The following is a 17,460-nucleotide window of genomic DNA, read 5'->3' as shown; positions in this document are numbered from 1 at the left end:
CGCACGGCTAACCCAGGAACCGGGTCCCGCGACAGACCGTCCGTCGTTGCCCGACAGAAGGAGCTGTTGCGCCGCCGCGGCGCGAATACCGAGGACGCCGGGTCTTCCCTCGTCCTCGACCGCTCCAGGAAGGCCGCCATGACAACGAATTCCCTCCCCTTCGACGACCGGCAGCAGGCCCGCCGGGCCCGGATCCAGGCCCGTGCCGACGAACTCCGCTCGATCGTCGCCGACGCCGACCCTGATCGGCAGTGCCTCGACGAGCTGTCCGCGGCCGACCGGCAGCTCGCCACCATGTCGGGCAAGGTCGTGCTCGCCGGTGCGAGCGGCCTCGGCAAGAGCACCCTGATCAACGCGTTGTACGGGCAGATCGTGGTGCCGGCGGGAGCGGGCGTCACGGTGACCGGGGTCATGATCACCGTGCGTCCGGTGGCGGAGCACGCCGAGGAGGGCGTCGTCGTCCGGTACCTGACGGCACGGGAACACCGCGAGCGGCTGCACCGGCTCGCGCGCGGCCTGGTCGACCTGCCCGCCGACCTGAAGCGCAAGGAGACGCGTCAGCTGATCGCCGAGCTCCGCTCCCGGTCCACCGGCCGCGGCGCCGATCGCGCCGACCGGGCCGCCGAGTTGCTGGCGCAGTGCCTCTGCGCGGGGTTGGGGGCGGGCGACGTCCTCGTGGGCGACGGCGCCGAGGCGTTCACGGAGTCCTTCGCGCCCGGCGACCCGCGGGTGCGCTCGTTGCTGACCGAGCCGGAGGTCGGGACCGACGACGACGCCAGGCTGCGGACCCGGCTCGTGGCCGAGGTGACCATCCGGGTCGTGCCCGCCGCGGGGTGCTGGCCGCTGGGCCTCGACCTCGTCGACCTGCCCGGCCAGGACGGCAGTGTCTCGCTGCACGCGGAGATCGCGCTCGAGCAGATGCGGCGCGAGGACGCGATGGTCGTGCTCCTGCTCGGCAAAGCCAAGGGGCGCATCAACGTCGCGGCCGTCGACGACGTCATCGACGAGGTCAGCCGGAACTACCTCGCGTCGCTCTCGCACACCGAACGGGACCGGGCGGCCGCGAAGTTCTTCCTGGTGCTCAACGACGACGGTGTCGACGAGGCGCACCTGCGCGGTCCGGCGATCACCGCCGCCCTGCGCGGAGCCATGCGCGGCATCTCCCCCGGCTACGAGACGCGCTACGCCGGGCGTGGCCGAGGCCGGGCCTGCTTCGTGGTGCGGCCCCTGGACAGCCTCGCGGTGGAGAACCCCGAGGCCGCCGCCGGCGACCGCGAGTCCGGTGCCGACTACGCGGGCAGCGTCGAGTTCGCGCTGCGCAGGCTGGGACGTCCCGGCTCGGACGCCGTGCTGACGGAGCCCGACAAGCGTGCGATCGCGACGGAGAGCGAGATCCCGCTGCTCCGCTCCGCGCTGGCGGGCTACCACCGCGACCAGCGCGTCGACCGGCTCCTCGACCAGGCAGAGGCCCACGTGTCCGGTGCGCTGCAGGCGATGGACTCGACGATCCGCGCCAGGTTCGCCCTGCACGGGATCGCGTACGACGCGTTCCCGCGGTCCGACGACCTGCGCCAGCAGATCGGTCTCGCGCGACTCGCCGCCGACGCCGACGGACTGCGCGCGGAGATCGCCGACGCGCTCGACTCGATGCGGTCACCGACCGCCGGGCACGACGGCGCTGTCCGGGCGGAAGCCGTCAAGATGGCGCAGGCGCTGGGTGACGGCACCGACGAGGAGATGGCGCTCTGGTTCGAGACCGTCGAAGACCACTACCACGGGCAGGACGTCGTCGAACTGCGGCCGGTGCGGGCCGCCAGGGTGATGGACGCGGTGCTGGTGCGCGAGTACCGCCGCATCGGGGAGCTGCTGGCGGACCGGCACCTGGCGACGCTCGCCGCCGGCGTCAAGGCGCTCGTGGTGCCCGTGCTGACGCGCACCGCCAGGGAGCTCCCGGACGCGACCGAGTTCGACGTCCCCGCGGTGTGTTCCGGCGCCGTCGACCGCTTCGGTGATCGTTACCGCGCGGCCGTCGGTGCCGCCGCGGTCCACGAGCTCGCCCGCACCGTCGACGCGTCGCTGATGCGGCTGGTCACGCTGACCGAGCAGAGCGAGGACCGCCCGGACGACGTGGCGGGGTGGGCGGCGCTGCTGCGGGACGCGATCGTCGCGAAGGCGGAGGTCGTCTTCGACGGCGACCCGCTCCACCACGGTCTGCGCTCGCAGTTCGCCGAGCTCTGGACCGACCTGGAGACGACCGTCAACGCTCTTGCCGAACGCGTGCTGCGCAGGCGGCAGAGCGCCTTCGACACCGATGCCGCCTTCCAGCAGAAGGTCCTGAGCCAGGCCGACTCCGGTCTCAGCGACGTGGTCCGGCTCGCCGACCTGCGGGACCGGCTGGCCCGGTTCCGCGACACCGCCGACCGGGACGAGGCCGCAGGTGAGGAGTAGGCCGCCCTCGCCGTCTCGGACAAGAGTCGCGGTTTCGACGGCGCGAGGTTTCGCGAGAGCGCTCTCACAATGTTCGGCCAAAGTCCGGTTGTTGTTCCGGTTCCCGCCGCCTCCCGCCGCCCCTGGCTCGGCATGCTGTCGCCCTCACCGGGTCGAGCGAGGGCGGGAACGACATGGCCGAGCAGTCGGAGATCGGGCGGCGCACCCTGCTGCAGGCGGCGTTCGCGGCACCGGTCGCGGGCGCGTTGTACGGGCAGGGCACCGCGTCCGCCTCGCCCGAGCAGCAGGACGACGGCACGCGGTTCACCATCGCCGTGCTGCCGGACACGCAGTACCTGCTGGACGAGGGCGGGTCGGACCCGGAACCGGTCCGGGAGGCGTTGCGCAGCCTGGTGAAACGGCGGCGTGAAGCCAACATCGTCTTCATGGCGCACCTCGGTGACGTGACCGAGCACGGCACGGAGGCCGAGATGCGGACGGCCGACTCGGTGTTCGGGTCGATCGACGGGCGGCTCGACTACAGCGTCGTGGCGGGCAACCACGACGTGCGCGGCGACGACCAGCGCGGCGAGACGCCCTACTCGCGCACGTTCCGGCCCGAGCGGTTCCGGCGGATGAAGACCTTCGGCGGGTTCGCGCCCGACGGCTACAACAGCTTCCACGTGATCACCGCGGGTGGGCGGCGGTGGCTGCTGCTCGCGCTCGACTGGCGGGTCTCCGAGCAGGGGCTCCGCTGGGCGCAGGGCGTGCTGGACCAGCACAAGGCCCTGCCCGCGATCCTCACCACGCACGACCTGGTCGGTGGCAGCCCTCAGGCGGAGCTGTCCGAGCACGGCAGGTACCTGTGGGACCGGCTGATCCGGCGCAACGACCAGATCTTCCTGACGCTCAACGGACATTACTGGCCCGCCGGCCGCACGACGCTCACCAACGACCACGGCAACGCGGTGCACCTGCACATCACCAACTACCAGGAGCGCTACTACGGTGGCGCGGGCATGGTGCGGTTCTACTCGTTCGACCTGGCGCGCAACGTGATCGACGTCGAGACCTTCTCGCCGTGGCTGCTCGGCCGCCGCGACACGCTGCCGGAGGCCGAGACGGCGGAGCTCAGCGGTGACGCCGACAGGTTCACCGTCGAGATCGACTTCCGCACCCGGTTCGCGGGCTTCGCTCCCCCGGTGATCCCCGCCCCGCGCCCGGCACGGACCGTGCTGGTCAAGGACACGGTGGCGTACTGGCGTTTCGACGCCGAAGGCCTGCCCGCCGGTGAAGGCGCGATCGCCGACGGCACGGTCGCCCGCGACCTCACCGGCAAGGGCAACGACCTCACCGTCCACAACCTCAACGGCAGCGGCGTGCTCACGTGGTCGCGCGACCACCACGACGCCCAGCCGGCGCACGCGAGCCTGTCGTTCGCGGGCGGAAAGAACCCGGACCGCTGTGCGATCCTGCGCACCGCGGCCACGGCACCGATCGCGAGCGCGAAGTTCGAGTCGGGCTACACCATCGAGACGTTCCTCAAGCTGCCCAGCCCGTTCGAGGGCGACCACGCGTTCATGGGCGTGCTCAGCTGGGAGGGCCGCGCCGGGGACGCGGGCAAGCACAGCGGCTGGTCCGACGACGAGCCGACGTGCAGCCTCAACGTCTCCGGCGAGCGCTTCCTGCAGTTCGTCGTCTACCCCGTCCCCGGCGACGCGGACCCGACGTCGTGGAGCCACGCGATCCCGGTGGGCAGGTGGACACACGTCGCGATCGTCAACGACGGGCGCCGCACCACCATGTACGTCGACGGGGCCAAGATCGCGCGCAACGCCTCGGAGGAGTCGCGCGGCATCACCACGCAGGGCAAGCCGTTCGTCATCGGCGCCACCCAGTTCGCGCTGCGGTACGGGCACGGGTTCTACGGTTCGATCGGTGACACCCGCATCGTGGCGCGGGCGTTGCGGCCGAACCAGTTCCTCACCTCGCCGCGTTCCTCCTGACCGGGAGGTCCTACGTCCAGGCGGACCCGAGCGTCCTGGTCACGACCGGTCGCAGCTCGGCGTTCCCGCCGGACGCCGACAGCGTGACCGCGTCGCCGCTCGGCAGGTAGCACCGGGAGATCGACACCTCGCCGTCGTTGGCGAACACCTCGATGGACGTGCGGTCGATCAGCACCTCGATCGAGGTGACCGGGGAGACGAGCGGCTGGGGACCGGATCCCGCGTCGACCGTCTGCCTGGTCACGGTGACCGGGACGCCGAACACGTCGAGCCTCACCACGGCCTGGGGCGCCACGTCGATCCTGGCGGTGACGCGGAACTCCCCGCGGCTCCCGCTCAGCGTCAGCGGTGCGCCCGGTCGCAGGGTGCCGGACCACGACTTCTGGCTGCGCGCGAGAAGATCCAGCTCCTTCACCGGTGTGCGCACCAGACGCGGTCTGCCGCCGATCGTGCGCAGCCTCAGCTCGCACGGGATGGTGACCTGCTGGTTGAACGGCATTCCCGGGTAGGCGCCGTCGCGCATCCACGCCGCCTGGATGCGGCGGCCGTCGCCGGTCTCGGTGTTGTTCCACGTCTGGGTGGCGTAGAAGTTGAGGCCGGTGTCCGACCTCGTGCGAGAGGTCTCCTCGGTGAACCTGCTGCCGTCGAACCGGCCGGTGGTGTAGTCGCCGTTGCCCTGGACCAGCACCCACTTCTTGGTGGCGGGGTTGCCGTCCAGCGGCAGTTCGAAGAAGTCGGGGCACTCGAAGCTGTCCGGGATCGTGTTGCCGGTCCTGGTCCAGTGCAGCAGGTCCGGCGACGTCAGGATGTGGTAAGCGCCGTCGCCGTAGAGGAACATCACCCAGTGGCCGCCCGGCTCGTAGCGGAAGACCTTCGGGTCGCGTTCCGGCATGGTCAGGACCGGGTTGCCGGGGTGGTGCCTCCATGTGCGGCCGCGGTCGAGGCTGTAGGACACGCACTGGCTGCGGTTGTCGTTGCGAGACCAGAAGGCGACCATCGGCGGGGTGGCCGGGTTCGGGGACAGGCCGGAGGTGTTGCGGTGGTCGATGACGATCGAGCCGGACTGCACGCCGGATCCCAGCGACTCCTCGAAGAACGCCGGCGGCAGCTCGGTCCAGTGGACGAGGTCCCTGCTGACGGCGTGGATCCAGCACTTGTTCCAGCGCTGGGCGAAGAGGTGGTACTCCCCCTCGTAGTACACGAGACCGTTGAGGTCGTTGAGCCAGCCTTCCTGGCGCTGACCGGGTTCCAGGCGGTTCATGGCCCACTGGCGCGCGGTGAAGTGCACCTGGGGGCGCCAGGTCTCGCGGTAGAGCGGCTGGGTCGCGACCGGAGGCGTCTCCGGGTCGTCGGTCTGCACCACGTGGTCGACGAGGACGTGGCCCCAGTCGCCCGTCGCGGTGTCGACGATCTGGATCTGCGCCTTGCGGCCGCGGAACTCGCCGACGTCCCAGCTGCCCTGCTTGAAGGTGTCGCTGTAACGGCCGGTCGCGCTGCGGACCACCTGGCCGTCCACGAGGAGGTTCAGGCAGGTCACGAACTCGTAGTCGCCGCCGGCGACGCCGTAGGAGATGTACCGGCGCTGGACCGTGAACGCCGGTGAGGTGACCGTCCCGGTTGGACCGTCGCCCGCGCGTTCGCTGCTCGCGATCCCGTCGCCCCGGTAGCCGCGGACGTCCATCGACAGCAGCTGCTGCCCGCCGTGCAGAGGGCCGTTCCCGAACGCGTCTCCCGTGACGGTCCAGCCCTTCCAGTCGGTGCCCTCGAAGTCGGCGATCACGAGGTCCGCGGCCGCCTTCCCGCCGTCCGGCACGGGTGGGGGCGCCGCGGACGCCGGAGCCGCGGTCGTCGCCGGTGCCAGGCCCAGGGCCAGTCCGGTCACGGCGCTCGTGCGGAGCAGGTCTCTGCGCTTCATCGCGTTCCTCCTGAAGGTGTTGCACGGCAGGGAAAGTACACAGAGGACAGATCAGAGGACGCCGGAGATCACCAGGTCCGCGCGGGACGCGGTGGCGTTGATCAGCACGGCGTTGTGCTCGTCGGAACCGAGCGTGCGGGTGCGGGCCTCGTCGAGGCTCCGCCCGAACTCGCGGTGCCGGGCGACGAGGCGGTCCCGGCGCAGGGACTCGTCCGGCTGCAGGAACCAGACCTCGTCCAGCAGGTCCCGCACCGGCCGCCACGGCCCGTCCATCAGCAGGTAGTTGCCCTCGGTCACGACGTAGCCGTGGTCGCGCCGGACCGGCACCTCGCCCGCGACCGGTTCCTCGATCTCCCGGTGGAACCGCGGCGCGTACACCGTGCCGGACGCCTGACCGCGCACGCGGCGCAGCAGGTCGACGTATCCGTCCGGGTCGAACGTGTCCGGCGCGCCCTTGCGGTCCGCGCGGCCGAGCCTCGCCAGCTCGGCCTGGGCGAGGTGGTAGCCGTCCATGCCGACGCAGATCGCCTCGCCGAGGGCGGCGGTGAGGCGGTCGGCCAGCGTCGACTTGCCCGCTCCCGGCGGTCCGCAGATGCCCACCAGCGGCCTGCCGGGCAGTGCCCGCACCCGTGCCACGAGCTCCGCGAACCGCACCGGAGGGATCACCGGCCGAGTCCGGTGGTCAGCCCGACCTCGTCGATGGCGCCGCCGGGGTTCATCCGCAGCGCCCCGGTCAGCAGGCCGACGACGGTGTTCATCGAGTGCTCCCGCGGCGACACGACCGCGACGCGGCGGCCCAGCCGGTGCACGTGGACGCGGTCGGCGATCTCGAAGACGTGCGGCATGTTGTGGCTGATCAGCACGACCGGCAGGCCCCGCTCGCGGATCCGGCCGATCAGCTCCAGCACCCGGCCCGACTCCTGCACGCCGAGGGCGGCCGTCGGCTCGTCCATGATCACGACACGGGACCCGAACGCGGCCGCGCGAGCGACCGCCACCGCCTGGCGCTGGCCACCGGAGAGCGTTTCCACGAGCTGGTTCATGGACTTCACCTCGACTCCCAGCTCGTCGAGGACCCGGCGGGCCTCCTCGCGCATGCCGCCGGTGTCGAGGCGGCGGAAGACCGTGCCGAGGACGTCCGCGCGCCGGCGTTCGCGGCCCAGGAACAGGTTCGTCGCGATGTCGAGCGCGGGTGCGAGCGCGAGGTCCTGATAGACGGTCTCGATGCCGGCGCGCCGGGCGTCGAGCGGGCCGTGGAAGCGCACCTCCTCGCCGTCGACCGCGATCGTGCCCTCGTCCGGGATCACCGCCCCGGACAACGTCTTGATCAGCGTCGACTTGCCCGCGCCGTTGTCCCCCATCACGGCCAGGACCTCCCCTGGCAGCAGGTCGAAGTCGGCGCCGTCCATTGCCGTGACCCGGCCGTACCGCTTGACGAGGCCGCGCGCCTCCAGCACCGGCGTCATCGCTGCCTCCCCCGCGAGAACCGGTCCACCGCCACGGCCACGATCACGAGCGCGCCGGTCGCGATGTCCTGGTAGAGGTTGTCGATGCCGGCCTGGGTGAGGCCGGACCGCAGCACGGCCACGATCAACGCGCCCACCAGCGTGCCGATCACGCTCCCCCGGCCGCCGAACAGGCTGGTGCCGCCGATCACGACCGCGGTGATCGAGTCGAGGTTGCCGAGCTGGTAGGCGTTCGGGTCGGCGTTGGGCACGCGGCCGAGCGCCTGCCAGGCCGCGATCCCGTAGCAGAGTCCCGCGACCGCGTAGACCGACAACGCCGTGCGGCGCACGTGGATGCCGGAGAGCCGGGCTGCCTCGGGGTCGTTGCCGACGGCGTAGACGTGCTTGCCCCAGCCCGTTTTCGTGAGCGCGTACCAGAGAACGAGGAACATCGCGAGCATCACGGCCATGCCGTAGGTGACCTCGACCTGGCCGAAGAGGTACCTCGTCGTGCCGAGCAGGCCGAGCGCGTCGTCGGTGACGGGGAAGCTCTGGCCCCCGGCGTAGACGCGGCTGACCGCCGTGACGATCGTCAGCAGGCCGAGCGTCACGATGAACGGCGGCAGCCGCAGCCCGGTCACCAGACCTCCTGTGACAGCCCCGATTCCGGCCGCGGCGAGCACGCCGGCGACCAGGGCGACCGGACCTGCCGTGCCGGTGAGCGTCAGCTTCGCGATGAGCAGCGTGGCGAAGACGGCGATGGCCGCGTTGGCGAGGTCGATGCCCGCGATCAGCACGACCAGGGTCTGGCCGAGCGCGAGCGTGCCGACCACGAGCGACTGCTGGACGACCAGCGAGAGGTTGTCGAGCGTGGAGAAGGTGTCGGTCGTCAGGGCGAAGACGGCCACCGCCACCACGAGGGCGATGGACGGACCTACCGCGGGGGTGCGCAGCACGAACTCGCTCGGCGAGATGCGGGTCGGCATCCGCTCAGCCCCAGCAGTTCTGCAGGCCCCAGGCGGTGTCCTTGCTGTCCACACCCGCGATCGGCTTGTCCGTGATCGTCGCGGTCTCGGTCTCCACCAGCCCGCTCGGCTTCGTGCCCGACCTGGCGTACTCGACGCCGAACGTCACGCCCTGTTCCGCCATCTTCTTCGGGAACTGCATGACGGTCACCGCGATCTCGCCCTTCTGCACCGCCCGCACGCCGTCGCACGACCCGTCGATGGAGCCGATGACGACCTTGTCGGCCAGTCCCTTGGCCTTCAGGGCGCTGAACGCGCCGCGGGCCGCCGGTTCGTTGAGCGTGTACACCGCGTTGATCCTGTCGGCGACGCGTTGCACGAGGTTCTCGGTCGCCTGCTGCGCCTTGTTCTGCTCGCCGTTGGTCGACTCGGTGCCCAGGTCCTCGGGCGCGGCGGCCTCCACGAAACCCCGGTGCCGCTGCTCGGAGACGGTGGAGCCGGGCGTGCCGTCGAGCAGGATCGACCGCACCGGCTGGCCGTTCAGCGCCGCCTTGACGTACCTGCCCTGGAACGAGCCGGCCTTGGTGTTGTCGGTGGCGATCGTGGCGTCCACCGCGTCACGGGGGTCGGTCTCCGTGTCCAGGGCGATGACCAGCACGCCCTTGTCGCGGGCCTTCTTGATCGCGGCGAGGATACCGGTCGAGTTGCTGGGCGTCACCAGGATCGTCCTGGCGCCCTTCTGCACGAGGTTCTCGATCGCCGCGACCTGGCCGTCGTTGTCGCCGTCGAATTTCCCGGCGAGCGCGATCAGTTCCGCACCGCTCTTGTCGGCCTGCGCCTTGGCGGCGTCGCGCAATGCGACGAAATAGGGGTTGCTTTCCGTCTTCGTGACGAGTCCAATCCTGATTGGACCGTCGCCAGTGGACTCGCTGGAACCAGTTTTCTGGCCGGTGCAAGCGGATGTGAGCGCGACTGTCGCTAGCAAGGCTAGGAGAGCAGGACCTCGGTGTCCCATGCGAGCCTCCCGGGCTGGCGGATTTCCGGAAAGGTATTGCGCTCGGCAAGCGGGGCGCAATAATTTGCGCAAACGCCTCCCGCCGCACTGCCGAGGAGTTCTCGTGGCCACGATGAAGGACGTAGCGGACCTGGCCGGCGTGTCCATCACGACCGTGTCGCACGTGGTCAACTCGACGAGGTCGGTCGCCCCGGAGACCAGGGCTCGGGTCCTGGACGCGGTCGAGCGGACCGGCTACACCGGCGACTCCGCCGCACGAACCGTCTCCACCAGCGGCACCCGCACGGTCGGCGTGGCGATCTCGCTGGTGGCCAACCCGTACTTCGGCGAACTGCTGACCGCGATCGAGAACGAGCTCTCCCGCTCGGGCTACACGCTGCTGCTCGTCGACACGCACGACCAGCCGTCCGCCGAGCAGGCGGCCGTGCGCACCCTGCGGTCCCGCAAGGTCGACGGCCTGATCCTCACCCCGTCGCAGGGCGGCGGCGCGGCCACGGTCTCCGAGCTGCGGCAGCTCAAGATGCCGGTGGTGCTGGTCGACCGACTGACGACCGTGCAGGACGTAGACCAGGTGGGCCCGGAGAACATCTACGCCACCGCGGGCCTGGTCCAGCACCTCGCGTCCCTCGGCCACCGCAGGATCGGGATGATCAGCGGCGCCGAGGGCCTCGCCACGTCCACGGAGCGCGTCCTCGGCTACCAACTCGGGCTGAGCAGGCAGAAGCTCCCGCTGGACCAGGAGCTGATCGTCTGCGGCGAGTCCGCCGCCGCACCCGCCGCCCTCGCCCTGCGCAGGCTGCTCGCACTGCCCTCACCCCCGACCGCCGTGGTCGCGGCGAACAACAGCATGCTCTCCGGCGTGCTGCACGAGTGCCGCCAGCGCGGCGTGCGGGTCGGCCGCGACCTCGCCGTGGTCGGCTACGACGAGGTCGAGTGGGCCGACCTCGTCGACCCGCCGGTGACCACCGTGGCCCAGCCCATCGCGGCGATGGGGCGCACGGCGGCCCGCATGCTGCTCGACCGGATCGCGGATCCGACCAGAAAGCCTTTCACCGCACGGCTTCCGACGACGCTACGGCATCGCAGCTCCTGTGGCTGCGGGCTGTGAGGGAAGATCACGCGGGTAGCCGAGCCGGCCGCGGGTGCCGAGCAGCAGGATCACCGCGGCCACGACGGAGCCCGCCGCCATCGCCTGCATCGCCTCGCCGGCGGGGATGGCCGGGAACGTCTCCGCCCACAGGACCGACGCGAAGTTGTTGACGCTGACGTGCAGCAGCATCGACAGGGGCAGGCTTTCCCCGGTGCGGTTGAACATCCACGTCATCACCACGTTGAACGCGATGCAGAACACCGAGAACACCACCGGGCGGGTCCAGTCCGCGTCCGGCCAGCCGCCCCACTCGGTGAGGAACAGCGGCAGGTGCCAGACCGCCCACACCGGGCCGAGGATCATCGTGCCGGCGAGCGGGCCGAACCGCCGCTGGACGCGCGGCAGTGCGAAGTCCCGCCAGCCCGGCTCCTCGGCGAGTCCGGTGGTGATCATCTGGAGCAGCAGGGCCGGCACGTAGGCGGCGAGCGCCATCGTCGAGGGGGCCGCGATCTGCCCGTCGGAGTAGACGATCCCGGTGACCAGCATGGCCGCCGGAACACCGAGCAGTGCCACCGCGTACCAGTGCCAGCGCACCCGCCAGCGCCACATCCGGCTCGCCCACCGCCGCAGCCCCGCGCGGCCGTCGGCGATCGCGGTGACCAGCAGCGCCGAGCCGATGGGGCCGAGGTACGCGCCGGGCAGCACCCCGGAGAACTGGCTCGTCCCCAGCACTTCCGGGAACCGGTAGTCCCACCAGCCCAGTCCGTTGCCGGAGAGGATGTACGGCGTCCAGGCGAGCCAGCTCAGCAGGTTGGCGAGCACGAAGAAGCTGAGCAGCGGATGACGGCGCACCGTCCCGAGCAGACCGCCGGCCCTGGGTTCGACGTCGTTCGAAGTCGTCATGTCGGCACATCCTGCGGACCGGCGCGGCCGGTCACGAGATGCCTGGGACCGAAGCCTCCGGATGCCATCCAAAGGTGCAGGACCGTCTCAGTACGAGCGCTCCGGCGTGGGCACGGCGACGACGTGGTTCTGGTACGCCCACACCACGGCCTGCAGCCGGGACGTCACGCCGATCTTGGGCAGCATCCTGGCCAGGTGGGACTTGATCGTCGACACCTCGACGACGAGGCGGCGGGCGATGTCGTCGTTGGACATGCCTTCCGCGAGCAGCAGCAGGATGTCGTGCTCCCGCGGGGTGAGCAGCTCCTCCACCCGCCGCCCGGCCACCGGCTGCAGCCTGCGCCGGTGCACGAACTCGCTCAGGATCCGCCGGGTGAGCGTCTGGTCGATCGTGCCCCGCCCGGCGGCCACCTGCCGCACCGCGTGCACGATGTCGTCCGGTTCGGAGTCCTTGAGCAGGAAGCCCGAGGCACCGGCCTCCAGCGCGCCGAACACGTAGTCGTCCAGGTCGAACGTGGTCAGCACGAGCACCGGTACCTGCGGGTCGGCGTGCGGCGCGCACAGCTCCCTGGCCACCTCGATGCCGCTGCGGCCGGGCATCCGGATGTCGAGGCAGGCCACGTCGGGAGTCAGCTCACGCGCCAGGGTCAGGGCCTGCGCCCCGTCGCGGGCGACACCGACGACCTCGACGTCCTGCTCGGCGTTCAGCAGCGCTGTCAGCCCGGCGCGCACCAGAGGCTGGTCATCGGCGATCAGCACGCGGATCATGGTGGACCTCCGGAACGGTCGCGGGCGCGGCCATCGTACTGACCGCCTCCTCCAGGGGGAGACTCAGCCGCACCTCCCAGCCACCGTCCGGAGTGGGCCCGTAGCGGAGATCCGCCGCGACCAGCTGAGCCCGCTCGGCCATGCCCACCAAGCCGAATCCACCGCCGGGCCCCGGATCGGCGCCGGTGGGCACGCCGTTGCGCACGCTGATCGCGAGCCGCCCGTCGACGGGTGTGCCGACCTCGACCGTGCACGACGCCCCCGGTGCGTGTGCCGCCACGTTCGCCAACGACTCCTGCACCATGCGGTAGGCGACCAGCTGGGCCAGTGGCCCCGGCTCCTCCCAGTGCGCGGGCACCAGCAACTCGACCTCGACGCCCGCCGCGCGCCACGTCTCCACGAGCCCGGTCACCGCGCCGAGGGTCTCCACCGGCCGGACCGCACCGGCCTCCTCGCGCAGCAGGCCGACCAACCGGCGCAGGTCGGCCAGCACGGCGCGGCTCTGCTCCCGGATCTGCGTCACCGAGTGCTTGGCCGTGGCGGGATCGGTGTCGATCTGCCGGGCGACCGCCGCGGCCATCATGGCGATCCCGGACAGGTGGTGGGCGGCGATGTCGTGGAGCTCCCGCGACAACGCCGTGCGCTGACGTGAGACAGCGGCCTCCAGCAGCGCTTCCTGCTCCCGGCGCAACGCCGCCAGCTCCTGGCGGCCCGCCTCGTGCACGTCCTGGCGCGCCGCGATCACCGAGCCGACCAGCAGCGGCATCCCGATCACCAGCAGCGCCTGCACCACCGAGCCGACGACGGCCGCGCCCACACCGGCCGCGCCGAGGGCACCGACGGTGATGAACTGGCCCACCGCCAGCACCACCCCCGCGGCGACCAGCGACGGCCACAGGGGTCGCGCCGGACGGGCCACGAACGCGAGGAACACCGCGACCAGCACCGCGACCGCGGTGAACGAGAACGCCGCTCCCGGCGCCGCCGGAACCGACAGCAGCGCCACGGCGGGCACCAACGGCAGCACCACCGCCGGTGCCCTGCCGGCCCAGGCGACCACGACGGCCTGTGCCAGCAACACGGCCACGACCGCCCACCAGGCCGCCGTCCCGGCAGCGGGCACCGGCCCCACGCTCGGGTCGGCCCCCACCGCCACCGGGAGGAGCAGCAACATGCCGACCGACACCACACCGCTCCCGAGCGCGGGCACCGGGTACAACGGCCGAGACCCTTGCGGCGCCTGGGCGACGAGGAACACAGCGGCCTCCACGGGACCTGCGCGCGATGGGCAGTGGCGCCCCATCATCGGTCACGACGACACGCTGTCCGACGTCGGCCGCCAGGTTTGCATCGAAAGTAGGAGGCCGCCGCTTTTCGTCTTTTCGCCGATGTGCGCGCTTCCAGCCGTCCACAGAGGACTCAACGACTAGAAGCGGCCGTCCAACGCACCTGCTGGCAGCACCTTCGTCGAGTTGTGCTCGCGGACGATCCGCCAGCCGTCCGGCGTCCGGTGCCAGACCAGCGACGTCGTGGTGCGGATGTCCGTCACGGCGTCCGGCGTGACGATCCTGGCCAGGAACCTCAGCGTGGACGCGGCCAGGCCGTCCCCCACGAGCACGTGCGGCCCGTCGTCCACGGCGTGGTGCGCGGAGACCATGTCGCGGAAGGCGGGCTCCCAGATCGCGCCGTACGCGGCGGCGGTCGTGGCCACCCGCTGCTCGGGGTCGAAGTCGTCGTAGAGGCGGACCGGGCCGGCGAAGTCGTAGAACTCGCCGAAGATCCGCTGGAAGTCGAAGGGCTCGTCGCCCGCGCGGCGGTCCCAGCCGAACACCCACCGCTCGTGCTGCTTCGCGATCACCTGCTCGTCGTTCATGGAGTCGACGCTAGGCATCGGCCGCGCGGCCGGACAGGGTGTGTCGCACCCAGGAACCGCGCGGCCCGCTCACACCGTCAGCGGACGGTCTTCAGCATCTCCTCCACCGCGCCGGCGATGACGTCCGGCTGTTCGGTCACGATCCCCTCGTGCGAGGCGTTCTCGGCGACCACGTGGCGGCGGTTCGGTGCCGCCTGGGCGAACCGCGCCTGCGCGTCGCGCCACAGCTGGGCCGCGGCGGGCGAGTCGGTGAACGGGGTCTGGGACGCGACGATCGCGGTCACCGGCACGTCCTGCGGCCAGGCGAGCCGGTGGAAGGCGCGGTGGACGGGGGCGTAGTCGGCCATCACCGACAGCAGCTGGCGGTTCTTCTTGGTGGACGGCTGGGCGTGCAGCGCCGCCTTCTGCTCCTCGACGGCCGGTGCGAACGCCGTCAGCATCTCGTCGGTGAAGAAGTCGGGCACGTTCGCGTCCACGAGGACCGCGCCGGAGACCCAGCCGGGGTGCTCGGTCACGAACTTCGTCGCGACCTCGCCGGCGATGGAGTGCGAGACCAGCACGACGTCGTCGGTCACGCCGAGCTGCTTCAGCCCGGCTTCCAGGTCCGACACCGCGAGCTCGACCCGCCAGGGCCCCGAGACCTCGTCGCTCTCGCCTTCGCCCGCACGGTCGTAGGTGATGACCTTCGACCCGGTGGCCTGCGCGAGCCGCGGCGCCAGGTCCTTCCAGTACGACGAGCTCAGCCCGCCGCCAGCGTCGAGCACCAGAGCGGGGAGTTTCCCGTCCGTGACGTGGAAGACGACCTCGTGCTCGGCGTTCACCACCCGGTGGGTCGTGGTCGCCGGCGCGGTGGACGGGGTGCTGGTCGCGGCGTCCGATGTGGAGCACGCGGCGAGCGAGGCAGCCAGCACGACCGCGCAGGATGCGGCGATCTTGTTGCGGCGCAAGGGATTCATGTGGTTGACCATGCCGAGAACACTAGGAAGCAGGCTGCCGTCCTGCGATCCGGTGCGCCACCGGATCGTGGTGGAGGAAACTCCACTGTCCGAAAAGCCGCCACCCGGCCATGATCGTGGGGCACGTGCAACCCCCGCAGACGTTGGAGCGCGATGACCGACACCGGTGCGCCTGTTCCCCGCCACGCCAGTGCGTGGCGGGGAGTGGTGTCGCGGTTGCAGCAGCTGGGCTGGTCGCTGGTGCTGCTGCTCGGAGCGGCGGTGGGGGCGGCGCTGGCCACGCTCTGGCTGACGTCGATCCCGTTCATCGCGCTCGGGGCCGGGATCCCGCTCACCCTGCTCGCGACAGTGCTGGTGCGCTGGTTCGCGGACCTGCACCGCGGCTGGGCGGCCGACCGGCTCGGCACGCCGGTGGACCGGCCCTACCTGCCGTTCCCCCGCGCAGGCTGGCCGCGTCGGCTGGGGACGATCCTGCGCGACCCGGCGAGCTGGCGGGACTGGGCCTGGCTGGTGGTCAACTCGGCCACCATCTGGTTCACCAGCGGGCTGTCGCTCGTGCTCTTCCTCCTCGGCGTGGTCTTCCTGCTCTACCCGGTCATTTACGGGCTGACGCCGCCGCAGGTGTTCCGCACGCCGCTGGGTGAGGGCTTCCGGCTGGACAGCGCCGGGAAGTCGTTCGCGCTGGTGCCGCTCGGGCCGGTGTTCCTGGCGTTCTGGTACGCCACGTCCACGCCGTTGGCCCGTCTGAACGCCGTGGTGATGCGTTCGCTGCTGGGTGTCCCCGAGCAGGTGCGCCTGCGTGCCCGCGTCGCCCATCTCGCGACGACCCGTGCCGAAAACATCGACACCCAGGCCAGCGAGCTGCGCCGGATCGAACGGGACCTGCACGACGGCGCACAGGCCAGACTGGTGTCGCTGGGGATGAGCCTGGGCCTCGCGAAGCAGGTGCTCGACGACGATCCGCGGGCCGTCCGGAAGATGCTGTCCGACGCCCAGGCGGTCGCCGCCGACGCCCTGACCGAACTGCGCGACCTCGTGCGCGGCATCCACCCGCCGGTGCTCGCGGACCGCGGCCTGGACGGCGCGCTGAGAGCGCTCGCCCTGGCCAACCCCGTCGAGACCACGGTGGAGACCCGCCTGCCGGGACGGCTGCCCGCGCCGGTGGAGTCCGCCGCCTACTTCGCCGTCAGCGAGGCGCTGTCCAACGCCATCAAGCACGCCGACGCGAGCCTCGTGCAGATCGAGGTCGAGTTCACGCCCCGCCCCGGCGGTGTGGGCGAGCTGGCGCTGCGGGTGATCGACAACGGACGTGGCGGCGCGGACGTCGAAGCAGGCCACGGGTTGCGCGGTGTCGAACGCCGCCTGGCCGCCTTCGACGGCACGCTGGCAGTGCACAGCCCGCCGGGAGGTCCCACCGAGATAAGGATGTCGCTGCCGTGCGCATCGTCATAGCCGAAGACCTCGCGCTGCTGCGCGACGGCCTGATCAGGATCTTCGAGGCCAACGGGTTCGAGGTGCTCGACGCCGTCGACAACGGCCCCGCCCTGCTCCGCGCCCTGACGACGCTGCGGCCCGACGTCGCCGTCGTGGACGTGCGCCTGCCACCGACCTGCACCGACGAGGGCCTGGTCGCCGCGATCGAGGCACGCGGCGAGGTCCCCGGTCTGCCCGTCATGGTGTTGTCGCAGTACGTGGAACAGCTCTACGCGCGCGAGCTCGTGGCCGACCGCGCAGGAGCGGTGGGCTACCTGCTCAAGGACCGGGTCATGGACGTCGGCCAGTTCGTCGCCGACGTGCGGAAGGTCGCCGCCGGCGGAACGGTGATCGACCCGGAGGTGGTCACCGCGCTGGTCAGCCGCCGGTCGGCCGATCCCGGCCTGAGGACCCTGACCGCCAAGGAGAGCGAGGTCCTCTCCCTGATGGCCCAGGGACGTTCCAACTCCGCCATCGCGGCACGGATGCTCGTCACCGAGAAGACGGTCAGCAAGCACACCTTCAACATCTTCGCCAAGCTCCGGCTCGACCAGTCCGACGACGACAACCGCCGCGTCCTCGCCGTGCTCGCCTACCTGGAGGGCTGACCGAACGGGCACGGTT

General features: G+C 71.4%; 15 protein-coding genes. 5 read left to right on the top strand and 10 right to left on the bottom strand.

Annotated features, from left to right (window positions below; translation table 11 throughout):
- The first annotated feature begins 138 nt into the window (after positions 1–138).
- Both ACQEU1_RS02820 and ACQEU1_RS02815 read left to right on the top strand, forming a co-directional pair.
- Complete coding sequence (locus tag ACQEU1_RS02820; protein WP_433195867.1) at positions 139–2,448, top strand: dynamin family protein; 2,310 nt, start codon at positions 139–141, stop codon at positions 2,446–2,448.
- A 173-nt stretch (positions 2,449–2,621) separates the two neighbouring features.
- Positions 2,622–4,433, top strand: a complete 1,812-nt coding sequence (locus ACQEU1_RS02815) for a LamG-like jellyroll fold domain-containing protein (protein WP_433195865.1) — start codon at positions 2,622–2,624, stop codon at positions 4,431–4,433.
- Positions 4,434–4,443: 10 nt separating this feature from the next.
- Here the strand turns inward: ACQEU1_RS02815 and ACQEU1_RS02810 are convergent, their stop codons facing one another.
- Genes ACQEU1_RS02810 through ACQEU1_RS02790 form a run of 5 tightly spaced genes read right to left on the bottom strand, consistent with a single transcriptional unit; the run spans position 4,444 to position 9,773 of the window.
- The gene (locus ACQEU1_RS02810; protein WP_433195863.1) at positions 4,444–6,348 is read right to left on the bottom strand and encodes a GH32 C-terminal domain-containing protein; all 1,905 of its coding nucleotides are present in this window, start codon (positions 6,346–6,348) and stop codon (positions 4,444–4,446) included.
- 51 nt (positions 6,349–6,399) lie between these two features.
- Complete coding sequence (locus ACQEU1_RS02805; RefSeq protein WP_433195861.1) at positions 6,400–7,014, bottom strand: nucleoside/nucleotide kinase family protein; 615 nt, start codon at positions 7,012–7,014, stop codon at positions 6,400–6,402.
- Positions 7,011–7,814 (bottom strand): ATP-binding cassette domain-containing protein, encoded by an 804-nt coding sequence (locus ACQEU1_RS02800; protein WP_433195859.1) that lies wholly within the window; start codon positions 7,812–7,814, stop codon positions 7,011–7,013. Before ACQEU1_RS02800 ends, ACQEU1_RS02805 begins: the two co-directional genes overlap by 4 nt.
- Positions 7,811–8,779: an ABC transporter permease gene (locus ACQEU1_RS02795; RefSeq protein ID WP_433195857.1), complete on the bottom strand. Its 969-nt coding sequence runs from the start codon at positions 8,777–8,779 to the stop codon at positions 7,811–7,813. Before ACQEU1_RS02795 ends, ACQEU1_RS02800 begins: the two co-directional genes overlap by 4 nt.
- Positions 8,780–8,783: 4 nt before the next feature.
- The gene (locus ACQEU1_RS02790) at positions 8,784–9,773 is read right to left on the bottom strand and encodes a substrate-binding domain-containing protein (RefSeq protein ID WP_433195855.1); all 990 of its coding nucleotides are present in this window, start codon (positions 9,771–9,773) and stop codon (positions 8,784–8,786) included.
- Between the two features lie 112 nt (positions 9,774–9,885).
- Between ACQEU1_RS02790 and ACQEU1_RS02785 the strand changes: the two genes are divergently transcribed.
- Positions 9,886–10,881: a LacI family DNA-binding transcriptional regulator gene (locus ACQEU1_RS02785; RefSeq protein ID WP_433211286.1), complete on the top strand. Its 996-nt coding sequence runs from the start codon at positions 9,886–9,888 to the stop codon at positions 10,879–10,881.
- On the opposite strand, the gene ACQEU1_RS02780 is transcribed toward ACQEU1_RS02785, so the two are convergent.
- The 5 genes from ACQEU1_RS02780 to ACQEU1_RS02760 all read right to left on the bottom strand — a co-directional run bounded on the left by ACQEU1_RS02780 (position 10,846) and on the right by ACQEU1_RS02760 (position 15,363).
- Positions 10,846–11,766 carry a CPBP family intramembrane glutamic endopeptidase gene (locus tag ACQEU1_RS02780; protein ID WP_433195853.1) on the bottom strand — a complete coding sequence of 307 codons (921 nt, stop codon included), beginning with the start codon at positions 11,764–11,766 and terminating at the stop codon, positions 10,846–10,848. The two genes, ACQEU1_RS02785 and ACQEU1_RS02780, sit on opposite strands and share 36 nt — an antisense overlap.
- A gap of 87 nt (positions 11,767–11,853) precedes the next feature.
- Positions 11,854–12,534 (bottom strand): response regulator, encoded by a 681-nt coding sequence (locus ACQEU1_RS02775; RefSeq protein WP_433195851.1) that lies wholly within the window; start codon positions 12,532–12,534, stop codon positions 11,854–11,856.
- The gene (locus ACQEU1_RS02770; protein WP_433195849.1) at positions 12,509–13,804 is read right to left on the bottom strand and encodes a sensor histidine kinase; all 1,296 of its coding nucleotides are present in this window, start codon (positions 13,802–13,804) and stop codon (positions 12,509–12,511) included. The genes ACQEU1_RS02775 and ACQEU1_RS02770 overlap by 26 nt, the downstream gene beginning before the upstream one ends.
- Before the next feature lie 156 nt (positions 13,805–13,960).
- Positions 13,961–14,407 carry a YybH family protein gene (locus ACQEU1_RS02765; protein WP_433195847.1) on the bottom strand — a complete coding sequence of 149 codons (447 nt, stop codon included), beginning with the start codon at positions 14,405–14,407 and terminating at the stop codon, positions 13,961–13,963.
- A gap of 77 nt (positions 14,408–14,484) precedes the next feature.
- Entirely contained in the window at positions 14,485–15,363 is an 879-nt protein-coding gene (locus ACQEU1_RS02760; RefSeq protein ID WP_433195845.1) for an alpha/beta fold hydrolase, read from the bottom strand.
- A 153-nt stretch (positions 15,364–15,516) separates the two neighbouring features.
- Here ACQEU1_RS02760 and ACQEU1_RS02755 point away from each other — a divergent pair, with 153 nt between their 5' ends.
- Positions 15,517–16,815 carry a sensor histidine kinase gene (locus tag ACQEU1_RS02755; protein ID WP_433195843.1) on the top strand — a complete coding sequence of 433 codons (1,299 nt, stop codon included), beginning with the start codon at positions 15,517–15,519 and terminating at the stop codon, positions 16,813–16,815.
- A complete protein-coding gene (locus ACQEU1_RS02750) occupies positions 16,800–17,444 on the top strand; it encodes a LuxR C-terminal-related transcriptional regulator (protein WP_433195841.1) in 645 nt (214 codons plus the stop codon). Before ACQEU1_RS02755 ends, ACQEU1_RS02750 begins: the two co-directional genes overlap by 16 nt.
- Positions 17,445–17,460 lie beyond the last annotated feature (16 nt).

Origin of the sequence: Lentzea sp. CA-135723, from assembly GCF_050936595.1 — a bacterium.
Classification (GTDB): domain Bacteria; phylum Actinomycetota; class Actinomycetes; order Mycobacteriales; family Pseudonocardiaceae; genus Lentzea.
Note: the sequence above shows the minus strand (reverse complement) of the source record. Positions and strands in the feature narration are given on the sequence as shown.

Coding starts and splice junctions, on each gene's coding strand:
- ACQEU1_RS02820 (WP_433195867.1), top strand. CDS start 139: ATGACAACGAATTCCCTCCCCTTCGACGACCGGCAGCAGGCCCGCCGG.
- ACQEU1_RS02815 (WP_433195865.1), top strand. CDS start 2,622: ATGGCCGAGCAGTCGGAGATCGGGCGGCGCACCCTGCTGCAGGCGGCG.
- ACQEU1_RS02810 (WP_433195863.1), bottom strand. CDS start 6,348: ATGAAGCGCAGAGACCTGCTCCGCACGAGCGCCGTGACCGGACTGGCC.
- ACQEU1_RS02800 (WP_433195859.1), bottom strand. CDS start 7,814: ATGACGCCGGTGCTGGAGGCGCGCGGCCTCGTCAAGCGGTACGGCCGG.
- ACQEU1_RS02795 (WP_433195857.1), bottom strand. CDS start 8,779: ATGCCGACCCGCATCTCGCCGAGCGAGTTCGTGCTGCGCACCCCCGCG.
- ACQEU1_RS02790 (WP_433195855.1), bottom strand. CDS start 9,773: ATGGGACACCGAGGTCCTGCTCTCCTAGCCTTGCTAGCGACAGTCGCG.
- ACQEU1_RS02785 (WP_433211286.1), top strand. CDS start 9,886: ATGAAGGACGTAGCGGACCTGGCCGGCGTGTCCATCACGACCGTGTCG.
- ACQEU1_RS02780 (WP_433195853.1), bottom strand. CDS start 11,766: ATGACGACTTCGAACGACGTCGAACCCAGGGCCGGCGGTCTGCTCGGG.
- ACQEU1_RS02775 (WP_433195851.1), bottom strand. CDS start 12,534: ATGATCCGCGTGCTGATCGCCGATGACCAGCCTCTGGTGCGCGCCGGG.
- ACQEU1_RS02765 (WP_433195847.1), bottom strand. CDS start 14,407: ATGAACGACGAGCAGGTGATCGCGAAGCAGCACGAGCGGTGGGTGTTC.
- ACQEU1_RS02760 (WP_433195845.1), bottom strand. CDS start 15,363: ATGAATCCCTTGCGCCGCAACAAGATCGCCGCATCCTGCGCGGTCGTG.
- ACQEU1_RS02755 (WP_433195843.1), top strand. CDS start 15,517: ATGACCGACACCGGTGCGCCTGTTCCCCGCCACGCCAGTGCGTGGCGG.